Source organism: Altibacter sp. HG106 (assembly GCF_028561755.1).
Classification (GTDB): domain Bacteria; phylum Bacteroidota; class Bacteroidia; order Flavobacteriales; family Flavobacteriaceae; genus DFVG01.
Map to the genome: position 1 here is coordinate 240,515 of NZ_JAQQTD010000006.1, position 9,961 is coordinate 250,475.

The 9,961-nt window shown below is 45.1% G+C and carries 13 protein-coding genes; 7 read left to right on the plus strand and 6 right to left on the minus strand.

Annotation, left to right across the window (positions count from 1 at the left end; translation table 11 throughout):
* Nucleotides 1-47: 47 nt before the first annotated feature.
* The 3 genes from PO830_RS12165 to PO830_RS12175 all read right to left on the minus strand — a co-directional run bounded on the left by PO830_RS12165 (nucleotide 48) and on the right by PO830_RS12175 (nucleotide 2,180).
* Nucleotides 48-554 carry a DUF6702 family protein gene (locus PO830_RS12165; protein ID WP_272853850.1) on the minus strand — a complete coding sequence of 169 codons (507 nt, stop codon included), beginning with the start codon at nucleotides 552-554 and terminating at the stop codon, nucleotides 48-50.
* A gap of 56 nt (nucleotides 555-610) precedes the next feature.
* Nucleotides 611-1,297, minus strand: coding sequence for a hypothetical protein (locus tag PO830_RS12170; protein WP_272853851.1), 687 nt, complete (start codon nucleotides 1,295-1,297; stop codon nucleotides 611-613).
* A 70-nt stretch (nucleotides 1,298-1,367) separates the two neighbouring features.
* Nucleotides 1,368-2,180 (minus strand): carboxypeptidase-like regulatory domain-containing protein, encoded by an 813-nt coding sequence (locus tag PO830_RS12175; protein ID WP_272853852.1) that lies wholly within the window; start codon nucleotides 2,178-2,180, stop codon nucleotides 1,368-1,370.
* 86 nt (nucleotides 2,181-2,266) lie between these two features.
* Here PO830_RS12175 and pepE point away from each other — a divergent pair, with 86 nt between their 5' ends.
* The 7 genes from pepE (at nucleotide 2,267) to PO830_RS12210 (ending at nucleotide 8,203) form a co-directional block, all read left to right on the plus strand.
* Nucleotides 2,267-2,971 (plus strand): dipeptidase PepE, encoded by a 705-nt coding sequence (gene pepE / locus PO830_RS12180; RefSeq protein WP_272853853.1) that lies wholly within the window; start codon nucleotides 2,267-2,269, stop codon nucleotides 2,969-2,971.
* A gap of 2 nt (nucleotides 2,972-2,973) precedes the next feature.
* The gene (locus PO830_RS12185; RefSeq protein ID WP_272853854.1) at nucleotides 2,974-3,717 is read left to right on the plus strand and encodes a M15 family metallopeptidase; all 744 of its coding nucleotides are present in this window, start codon (nucleotides 2,974-2,976) and stop codon (nucleotides 3,715-3,717) included.
* Between the two features lie 74 nt (nucleotides 3,718-3,791).
* Nucleotides 3,792-4,556, plus strand: coding sequence for a M48 family metalloprotease (locus PO830_RS12190; RefSeq protein ID WP_272853855.1), 765 nt, complete (start codon nucleotides 3,792-3,794; stop codon nucleotides 4,554-4,556).
* 63 nt (nucleotides 4,557-4,619) lie between these two features.
* On the plus strand, nucleotides 4,620-6,134 hold the full coding sequence (gene gpmI / locus PO830_RS12195; RefSeq protein WP_272853856.1) for a 2,3-bisphosphoglycerate-independent phosphoglycerate mutase: 1,515 nt from the start codon (nucleotides 4,620-4,622) through the stop codon (nucleotides 6,132-6,134).
* A 71-nt stretch (nucleotides 6,135-6,205) separates the two neighbouring features.
* A complete protein-coding gene (locus tag PO830_RS12200; protein ID WP_272853857.1) occupies nucleotides 6,206-6,604 on the plus strand; it encodes a BT0820 family HAD-type phosphatase in 399 nt (132 codons plus the stop codon).
* Between the two features lie 9 nt (nucleotides 6,605-6,613).
* Nucleotides 6,614-7,432, plus strand: a complete 819-nt coding sequence (gene map, locus PO830_RS12205) for a type I methionyl aminopeptidase (RefSeq protein ID WP_272853858.1) — start codon at nucleotides 6,614-6,616, stop codon at nucleotides 7,430-7,432.
* Nucleotides 7,433-7,441: 9 nt separating this feature from the next.
* Nucleotides 7,442-8,203 carry a class I SAM-dependent methyltransferase gene (locus PO830_RS12210; RefSeq protein ID WP_272853859.1) on the plus strand — a complete coding sequence of 254 codons (762 nt, stop codon included), beginning with the start codon at nucleotides 7,442-7,444 and terminating at the stop codon, nucleotides 8,201-8,203.
* Here the strand turns inward: PO830_RS12210 and PO830_RS12215 are convergent.
* From PO830_RS12215 to PO830_RS12225, 3 genes are all read right to left on the minus strand, one after another.
* Nucleotides 8,174-9,130 (minus strand): FAD:protein FMN transferase, encoded by a 957-nt coding sequence (locus PO830_RS12215; protein WP_272853860.1) that lies wholly within the window; start codon nucleotides 9,128-9,130, stop codon nucleotides 8,174-8,176. The genes PO830_RS12210 and PO830_RS12215 overlap by 30 nt on opposite strands.
* A gap of 71 nt (nucleotides 9,131-9,201) precedes the next feature.
* Nucleotides 9,202-9,561 (minus strand): Na(+)-translocating NADH-quinone reductase subunit F, encoded by a 360-nt coding sequence (locus PO830_RS12220; RefSeq protein WP_272853861.1) that lies wholly within the window; start codon nucleotides 9,559-9,561, stop codon nucleotides 9,202-9,204.
* 98 nt (nucleotides 9,562-9,659) lie between these two features.
* A partial coding sequence (locus PO830_RS12225) for a T9SS type A sorting domain-containing protein (RefSeq protein ID WP_272853862.1) occupies nucleotides 9,660-9,961 on the minus strand: 302 nt, incomplete at its 5' end.

Sequence of the window (9,961 nt, forward strand, 5' to 3'; positions counted from 1 at the left end):
TTAGTAAACTGGTTAAAAATAATTGTTCTCGCAGGCTCTTTCGGAATTCATTTAAATTTTAACATTCCTTTAGGATTTTCAGCCGTCAGAATCATGCTCTTTCGGTCTTTTCCCTTTTTGACATGAACAATATTCTGCTGCTCTTCAAAAAGATCTTGTAGTATCGCATTCTCAATGGTAATAGACTCAAAATTTGAAACCGCTTCTACTTCAATATACACCTTTACCATATCAACGTCGTACTCCCTTCCGATATACGTCAATTTTACGGGTAAATCATCTACCTGTATCGATACTTTCTGAAGGATATATTGTTGAAGCAAGGTCTCATCCGCTTCCGTCTCCTTCGTCGTTGCCAGGGATACATCCTCCCGATATCGCTGCTGAAGAACGTCTTCTAAATCATCAATAAAAATGTTCGAAATGATCTGTAGGGAACCTGCCTTTGGCGCGTATTCAATTTTGGTAACACTTACATAAAACTTATGCTCGGTTTTAGCGCCGAGAAGTACAGGAAATACAGCAAGTAAGATAAGGGTAGAAAGAAACTTCATTTTCGTTAAGGTTTCAAAATGTATAGGACGTTACGTAGTGTAGAATGTTACAAATATTATTCCTCTTTTTCGGGCAGTCTGCTTCGGTATTCCAACGCCGAACGCGTCAAGGCTTCCCAAACTCCGTTGTAATTCTCAATACGAAAGTCGCGCTCTATTTCTGTGGTCTCTAAACAGAAGAGCAAGAACTCTTGTAATCGCTCTTCGGGTATTTGGAAGGCATCCCAAAAAAAGGCTGTTCCGTAACTCGCTTTCAGATTTTCTAGGGTGGTGTTTTCGGCATCCCATTTTCGACGTAATTTCAATTTTCGATAATACCCACTGATGTATTTGTAAAGCCCTTCTAAATTCACCGCCGTAGGAGCGATAACCTGCCCCATTAAATTAGGAATCTTTTCTTCCTGCACCCCTTGAAACCCCGGAATACCTACATCGTAGAAGTTAATAGTGTCAATAATCTCGATGCGTCGCAGGTCGCGCTCTACATCACCAGACAATCGTGGAAAAAGCAGCACCTCATCCAATTCATTGACGAGTTCGTCTAAGATTATTTTGAGCGTTCCACGCTCGTATAGTTCCGAAGAAATCACGATTGTTTGAGGTTGGTACTTAAGGGAAGAAAAAAACAGGGTGTCATTTTTACGAACAGGAATCCGAAAACTTCCATCTTCATTTGTGATCGTGCGTTGTTCTAAGCTTATGTTGATCACATGAATGCCTTCAACATCTGTGGTATTCTGCAACGTCCCTTCCAGTGTTTTTTGTTGTCCCCAGCTGATCAGGTAGCTGCTAAAACAACAAAGGATACAGATTTTAATTTTGAGCGCGCGACTTATACAATTCACTTTGTTGGTGTAAATGTTCGAGCAAACGAATTTCGTTCGTCTCCTTCAACAATTCAGGTTTGAGTCCGTTTTCCTCCACAAAATAGATAAAGTCATTCACACGCGAACCCTCAATTTGAAATGTTTCGGTGATGTAGGCATTGCTGAAACGTTGTCGTAAGGCAACCGTTAAGGCCTCCTTGGTCGCAACCACCTCTTTAGACGATTGTTTTTTCTGCGGAAATAAGACGCCTACCAACCCTAGTAAGTTGGCACCCGCTTGATTGGCACCCTGATTCAAAGCTTCGGCTGCCGCATTCCCCTGAATTCGACTTTGACGGTCGGGCCGGAAATCCATATTAAACTCTAGATTCTCGTAAGACAGATCGAATCCCGTTCCTACGGTAGAAACCTTTATTCGGTTTACATCGGCGATCACATTTCCGCTAAGATCATAGGGACGCACAATCACCTCTTCTAATTCATTGACCGCAGGATTCAAATAAATACGCAAGCGCTTAGTATCTATTACGCCAGCATCTACGATAACTTTGAATGATTGAAATTGAATCGCGGAAACCAAAATGCGATCCTGCGCTGCTACCTCCAACGAAAAAGAACCGTCGGCATCAGTCACCGCCCCCTTTTGAGACGAGATGTTGTATAAATTGATTCCTTCAACATCTTCTCCCTGTGGCGCCGTTACTTGCCCGTTAATTAGGATCCGCTCCACTTCCTGAGCCTGCACTCCTAGTTGACCAAACAACAAAACAACACATATGACGATACGAAGAGGATTCATATTTTAAAAATACGCATCATTTCCTAATAAATATCATAAGAAGGCTGTGAAGGTTTGTTAAATTTGTCTTTCTCAAGTCGAAATTCATGAAAAATCTTCTTCTGGCAAGTACTTCAACGCTGTACAAAGGCGCCTATCTCGAGTATCTAATGACAGCATTGAAGGAGTTATATTCGGAAGCAGAAACAATTTGTTTTGTACCGTATGCCCGCCCCGGAGGTATCTCTTTTGATGAGTACACCAAAAATGTTTCCGAAGCTTTTCAACAAATCGACAAAAATGTGAACGGTATTCATACGTTTGAAGACCCCGAGGAAGCGATTGTGACGGCCGAAGCATTGTTCGTAGGGGGCGGCAATACTTTTGTTCTGCTGAACAGCTTATATCAGCTCAATCTATTGCCCCTGCTGCGCGACCGGATTTTTGAAGGACTACCCTATCTGGGTACGAGTGCCGGCTCGAACCTCTGCGGAATCACCATGCAAACCACCAATGACATGCCTATTGTGTATCCCCCTTCGTTCAAAACCTTGGGCGCTGTGCCGTTTAATATCAATCCGCATTACCTGGACCCTCCAACCCATTCGGAACATATGGGGGAAACCCGCGAAACTCGAATTCGCGAATTTCACACCTATCACAACATACCCGTTGTGGGGCTGCGCGAAGGCAGCTGGCTTCGGGTGAAGGACGAAGACATCACACTTCACGGCGTACCCAAGGCACGGATTTTTGAGCAAGGGAAAGCGGCCGTTGAAATTGAATCCGGCACCAAAATTGACTACCTTTAAACATGAATAGAAAACAATTCATTACCACTACCCTTTGTGCGTCTGCCGGAATTGCACTTATCCCTCATATTACCATGGCTGCAACATCTAATGACTACACCCGCAATCAACTTATTGGCAAAGGCAATCCAGAACTCACCGGTTCGACCTATCTAACTACCATGCATCAAGAGACCGCCGCGGCTTTTGCCAAAATGAAAGCGGCAGCGGCTCAAGACAATATTGCGATTGAGGTAGTTTCGGCCTATCGCAGCTTTCAGCGTCAAAAGGAAATCTTCGAAAGAAAATATACCGAGTTTACGAACAACGGACTCGACCCTCTAGACACCATCGAAAAGATTATCGAATACTCCACCCTACCCGGCACTTCCAGACATCATTGGGGGACCGATCTCGATATCATCGATGCCAACGGTCGCCCGCGCCCGCGAAGCGTACTTCAAGCCAAACACTTTCACGGCAACGGCCCTTTTTGTAAGTTGAAGGAATGGCTTAATGTTTATGCTTCCGATTTTGGCTTTTATGAGGTCTATACGAACAATGCACAGCGCAAAGGCTTTAATTATGAACCCTGGCATATGAGCTATGCGCCGGTCTCCAAACCAATGCTGCAGGGGTACAAAGCTTTGGATGTCGGTGAAATCTTGAGAGAAGAACAGGTGCTTGGCAACGCCTATTTTACCGCAGATTTTATAGAACGCTACCGAAGAGAGCACATTCTGGATATTAATCCGGAACTACTATAACGTGCTTTTTCTGAAACCGAGGTAAGGTCTCATTGCATCCGCTTTCGTATCTTTAAGGCATCAAATACGGAACTATGAGACGCAGTAGTTGGAAAATCCGAATCTTTATTGGCTTGGCCATTGTAGCCTTCGCTTTCTTCAAGAAATGCGCCAATACTGAAGAAAACCCGTATACGGGCAAAACACAGGTAATTTCCATGGATCCACAGGAAGAGATTGCTATCGGACTCCAAAGTGCGCCGCAACTTGCAGAACAATACGGCGGACTCTATCCAGACGATCGTATGCAAAACTATGTTGACATGGTGGGAAAGAAGCTCGTAGACAATACCATGGCTCGAGAAACACCCTATCAATATGAATTCCACTTGTTAGCCGACCCTCAAACCGTTAATGCATTTGCCCTACCTGGCGGACAAGTGTTTATTACTTACGCCTTGTATTCCAAACTTGAAAACGAAGACCAGTTAGCCGGTGTTCTGGGACACGAAATAGGACATGTTCTGGGGCGTCATTCCGCCGAACGTATTGCCAATACCGAATTTTGGCAGACTATTTCACAAGGCGCAAACGTTGGAGCGGATGCAGGCGGACTCGTAGCCGGAATTGGTCAAAATGTGTTGCTAGGCAACGGACGAGAAGATGAGTTGGAAAGTGATGACCTGGGCGTCCGATTTATGATCCGAGCCGGGTACGATCCTCGGGAAATGATTACCGTAATGCAAATTCTTAAGGCGGCAGCAGGCCCCAATCGAGCGCCGGAATTTAAAAGTACGCATCCCGATCCCGACAATCGAATTGAACAAATTGAAGCGGCCATTGAAAAATATGGCGGATAATTGAGAACCGCTTCCGGTTAATTTCCTACATCCTTCCCTTTTTTTTGTTCGTATCTTTGTGTTATGCATAAAAAGACCATCCTACTTATTCTAGACGGTTGGGGCATCTCTCAAAACAAAGATGTTTCTGCCATTGCTCAAGCGCAAACCCCTTTTATCGACAGCCTCTACGGCATCTACCCGAACGCCCAACTATGGACTCACGGAGAACATGTAGGCTTACCAGAAGGCCAAATGGGGAATAGTGAAGTAGGACACATGAATTTAGGTGCGGGTCGTATCGTATACCAGGACCTGGCGAAAATTAATCGAGCGGTGGCCCAAGGAACCCTTAAGGAGGAGGCAGTGCTTCAAGAAGCCTTTCAATATGCCAAGCGTCATCAAAAAAAGATCCATTTCTTAGGACTGGTTTCGGATGGCGGGGTTCATTCTCACATTGATCACCTCAAAGGATTGCTGGAGGCTGCAACAGACGAAGGTCTTCACGAAGTGTACGTACATGCCTTTACCGACGGCCGGGATGTGGATCCTAAGTCGGGTGCCGGGTTTATCGCCCAGTTAGAATCGATTTTAAAGCAAACGACCGGAAAACTCGCAACGGTGACAGGTCGGTATTTTGCCATGGATCGCGATAAACGTTGGGAACGGGTCAAAAAGGCCTATGACGCCATTTGCTTCGGAAAAGGCACTGCCACCACGAATGCTTCGGAGAGCATCAAAAAGCGATATGAAGAAGGAATGACAGACGAGTTTATGGAGCCTTTAATTGTCACCGAAAATGAGCATCCGGTGGGGACGCTTTCCGAAGACGATGTGGTGATCTTCTTCAATTTCAGAACCGATCGCGGACGCCAGCTTACGGAAGTATTAACGCAGCAGGACCATACTGAGTACGACATGAAAAAAGGAACATACCATTATGTTACGCTTACCAATTACGACGACTCTTTTGAAAACATTCACGTGATTTTCAATAAAGAAAATATCAAACAAACGTTAGGAGAAGTAGTAGCGGCCCACGGGAAGAAACAGGTTCGTATTGCCGAAACAGAAAAATATCCGCACGTTACCTTCTTTTTTAACGGCGGAAATGAAACGCCTTTTGAAGGAGAAGAGCGCATCTTATGTCCTTCCCCCAAGGTAGCAACCTACGATCTCAAGCCCGAAATGAGCGCGTTTGAAATACGCGATAAAATTCTTCCTGTCATCCAGGCGGAAGCGGCCGATTTTATTTGCTTGAATTTTGCAAATCCGGACATGGTAGGACATACCGGTGTTTTTGAAGCTGCCATTAAAGCGTGTGAAACGGTAGATAGTTGCACTCAAAGTATTGTGGAAGCTGCGCTGGAACACGGCTACGCGACACTCATTATTGCAGATCATGGAAACAGCGAGATGATGCGTAACCCAGACGGCTCTCCCAATACGGCCCATACCACCAATCCGGTTCCATTGATTGTGGTGGACCCAGACGTTAAAGAAGTTAAAAACGGCGTTCTAGGTGACATAGCTCCTACGCTACTATCGCTTATGGGAATTCCGCAGCCAGAAGCCATGACAGGACAGAGCTTGTTATAAGATTTCCTTCTTCCGATAAAACTTTATCCCTGCTATAATTCTTTGTAATTTTGCAGTCGATTGTTACCCCTATGAACGAGACATATACCATAGCAGTTGATTTTGACGGTACCATTGTAGAAGATGCCTTTCCAGATATAGGAAAGCCACAGCTTTTTGCCTTCGACACCTTGAAAGCGCTACAAGAGAAGGGGCATCGACTCATTCTTTGGACGTACCGCTATGGAAAACAACTAGATGCCGCCGTAGCCTTTTGTGAAGAACATGGAATTGAATTCTATGCCGTCAATAAAAGTTTTCCCGAAGAAACCTTCGATCCAAAATACAGTAGGAAGATCAATGCAGATTATTTCATCGATGATCGTAATATAGGCGGACTCGTAGGTTGGGGAGAAATCTACCAACATTTTTTAGGAGAAGCCGGTGTTCCCTCCGCTAAGAAGAAGAAAAAGAATTGGTTCGGACTTTAAACCATTAGTATGATCATTCCAAAAACAGCAGAACAGATAGAATTGATGCGAGAGGCTGCTCTTGTCGTTTCCAAAACCCTTGGAATGCTCGCCAAAGAAGTTGCGCCCGGCGTCACGACCAATCAGCTAAATGCCAAGGCAGAAACCTTCATCCGCGATATGGGCGCTACCCCCGGATTTCTAGGGTTGTATGATTGTCCGTCTACACTCTTAACGAGTGTAAACGAAGCCGTTGTTCATGGCCTGCCAAACGACACACCCTTGGAAGACGGTGATGTGGTGGCCATCGACTGCGGAGCGATTCTGCATGGTTACTACGGCGACCATGCCTACACCTTTGAAGTGGGTACCGTAGCTCCAGAAACTAAGAAACTACTGGATGTGACCAAGGAATCCTTGTATCGAGGCATTCGTGCCTTTAAAAAAGGAAATCGTATAGGCGATATTGGCTATGCCATTCAAAATTATTGTGAATCCTTTGGATACGGCGTGGTTCGAGAATTAGTAGGACATGGTCTTGGTGAAAAACTACACGAAGATCCCGAAGTACCCAATTATGGAAAACGAGGCCGTGGTAAAAAATTTATCGAAGGTATGACCATAGCCATCGAGCCCATGATCAACCAGGGTACGCACCGGGTCAAGCAACTAAAAGATGGGTGGACAATTGTAACACGAGACGGGCTGCCCAGCGCTCACTTCGAGCACGATGTAGCCTTGGTCAATGGAAAGCCCGAACTGCTCTCTACCTTCGGGTATGTGTATGAAGCCCTTGGCATTGAAAGTGACGAAGAGGCTGAATTTCGACAAAACAAATTGGTATTGTAATACATTTTCATGTTTCGCTTTCTTCTGAACGCCATTCCAAGACCCCTACTCATCCGCATTAGCTATTGGATACGACCCATTGTAGCTTTTTTTCTGCGTGGAGACCGATACGAAGATCCTATAGAAGGAAAGTCGTACCGAAAATTTTTGTCGTACGGCTATGAGAAAGTACGTCCTAATGTATTGGCACCGGGTACACTCTCTTTAGAAAGACATCGTTTGCTTTGGCTGTATTTACAGCGTGAAACCGACTTTTTCACTGCCACTCACAGGGTGCTGCATTTTGCACCCGAGCAAGCCTTTCTGAATCGCTTTCGGAAACTAAAAAACATCCAATATACCACCACCGATTTGAACTCCCCTATTGCGGATGTGAAAGCCGATATTTGTGCGCTTCCGTTTGAAGATAATGCTTACGATATCATCATCTGTAATCATGTGTTGGAGCACATTCCCGATGATCTGCAAGCCATGCGCGAGCTGTACCGCGTACTCGCACCGGGAGGTATGGCCATTCTTCAGGTTCCTTATGACGAAGATCGAAGCACGACCTTTGAAGATGATAGCATTACCGATCCGAAAGAGCGCGCACGCGTTTTTGGGCAGTACGATCATGTGCGTATCTACGGAATGGACTACTTTACAACTTTAGCATCTGTCGGGTTTTCGGTGGAAGCCGTAGACTATACCACCCAACTTTCCGAAGAAGAGATCCAACGATTCCGATTGGCCAAAGGGGAGCTACTTCCGATCGGAAGAAAACTCGTCTAAAAGCATCGGTTGAAACACTTCTGAAACATAGACCTCTTCATTACCGCTAGCGTCGACATACGTTAGATAAGCGCCTACGTCAGACAACAAAGAGAGTACGTTTTTAGAACGTTCGAGGCCCATCGCCATAAAAGCGGTTGCATAAGCATCGGCCTCTGCACAGGTGTTGGCTATCACCGTTGCACTGGTAACATCGCTTTGTTCGGCCTTGCCGGTAAGTGGATTGATAGTATGCACATATTTTTGCCCCGTGATGGAGTCGATTCTAAATTTTCGGTAATTTCCGGAGGAAGCCATACCTACGTCTCGCAAGCTAACGGTAGCCCTGTAACTTCGGTCTTCCAGAGGAGAATCTACAGCTTCGATACCCGCAACCCAAGCCTGTTGCTTTTCCAGATTCTTTCCACGGCTCAGCAATTCACCGCCTAGTTCAATTAAATAATTCTGAATGTTTTGATCAGAAAGATATACGCCTATTCGATCGATACCATAGCCTTTAGCCACCGCATTGAAGTCGAAGTAAATTGCAGGGTGTGCCTTAGTAATCGTTCCGTTTTCATTTAAGGCTACTTTGGAGAACCCCACAAAAGTACGTAGCGAATCCAGCACAGTGCTGTCGATATGCTTCAGCGGACGCTCTTCTCCAAATCCGTAGGCATTCCGAAGGACGCCCACAGTCGGGTCAAAATAGCCATTGGTGGTTTGATATACGGTTTCTGAAAGGGTATAAACCTCCTGAAATATACGGTCGGTTTGCAGGCTATCATTTCCCGCATTAATTTTTGAGATATCACTATCAGGGAGGTACGTACTAACCGATTGATTGATGGCCTGCACCACGGAATCGACACCAGATTGTACTGATACCGGAGATTCCGAATAGTATTGAATAGTATAGGTAGTTCCAAAGGCTTCTCCCTGAAGCACCTTTTTTTGGGGCTCATTTGAAGTGCAACCACTCAAAAGCCAGAAACTGGCTAACAAAAATCCAAACGCTCTCATATTTGCTGCAATCCGTTATAAATCATGGTATAGTCCTCGTCTTTGACGACCGGTTTCCCGTAGTCGGAACCATGCCCCAGTCCTACTCCGGCATAATAGGTTTTGGCCTCAAATTTTTCGGCATGGTCTTTTATCTTTTTCAGCAGGATGGGATCATAGATGTTTGCATCATCCGGATATGACACGGCCCGTACCACCACAAAATGCAGGTTTTTATCTTTTAATGCTACAAATTGTGGGTTTTTATTCAGTTTAGAGTTGACCCCTAAAAATTCATAGCCTTGTGATTCGAGGTCTTTCCCAACAATATTCATTGCGAGATTATGAAGTTCTTGCGCAGTTAGTTCTTCAGCCATACAACAAAGATACCACAGCGAAATCGATTTTGAAATCCGATATAAAAAAACCGCCTGAGGAATCAGGCGGTTTTTTAATAGTAAAGTCAGCAATTACATTATCGCTTAATCAAGCGTTTGGTGACTGTTCCTTCTTGGGTGGTTATGGTCACAAAATACATAGCCGCTCGTAATTGTTGGGTCGATACGCTAAGTTCGTTGCTCCCTGTACCCGCTTGGGTATGTACCAAACGTCCTTGTAGGTCATGTATAACAACCTGTGTCACCGGCGTCTTGGCCGCGACGGTTACCACGTCATTGGTGGGGTTAGGGTATAGACTAATGTTTGATGCCAAAACATCGTTGTTGCTCAACACTTCGTACTCGAACTGCAGGGTAAAGCGTCCCTCGAATGTACCTT

Bases quoted from the DNA above. Each gene is read 5' to 3' on its own strand.
- PO830_RS12210 (WP_272853859.1), top strand. From the start codon at position 7,442: ATGTTTCGCTTTCTTCTGAACGCCATTCCAAGACCCCTACTCATCCGC.
- map (WP_272853858.1), top strand. From the start codon at position 6,614: ATGATCATTCCAAAAACAGCAGAACAGATAGAATTGATGCGAGAGGCT.
- pepE (WP_272853853.1), top strand. From the start codon at position 2,267: ATGAAAAATCTTCTTCTGGCAAGTACTTCAACGCTGTACAAAGGCGCC.
- PO830_RS12220 (WP_272853861.1), bottom strand. From the start codon at position 9,561: ATGGCTGAAGAACTAACTGCGCAAGAACTTCATAATCTCGCAATGAAT.
- gpmI (WP_272853856.1), top strand. From the start codon at position 4,620: ATGCATAAAAAGACCATCCTACTTATTCTAGACGGTTGGGGCATCTCT.
- PO830_RS12200 (WP_272853857.1), top strand. From the start codon at position 6,206: ATGAACGAGACATATACCATAGCAGTTGATTTTGACGGTACCATTGTA.
- PO830_RS12175 (WP_272853852.1), bottom strand. From the start codon at position 2,180: ATGAATCCTCTTCGTATCGTCATATGTGTTGTTTTGTTGTTTGGTCAA.
- PO830_RS12190 (WP_272853855.1), top strand. From the start codon at position 3,792: ATGAGACGCAGTAGTTGGAAAATCCGAATCTTTATTGGCTTGGCCATT.
- PO830_RS12185 (WP_272853854.1), top strand. From the start codon at position 2,974: ATGAATAGAAAACAATTCATTACCACTACCCTTTGTGCGTCTGCCGGA.
- PO830_RS12165 (WP_272853850.1), bottom strand. From the start codon at position 554: ATGAAGTTTCTTTCTACCCTTATCTTACTTGCTGTATTTCCTGTACTT.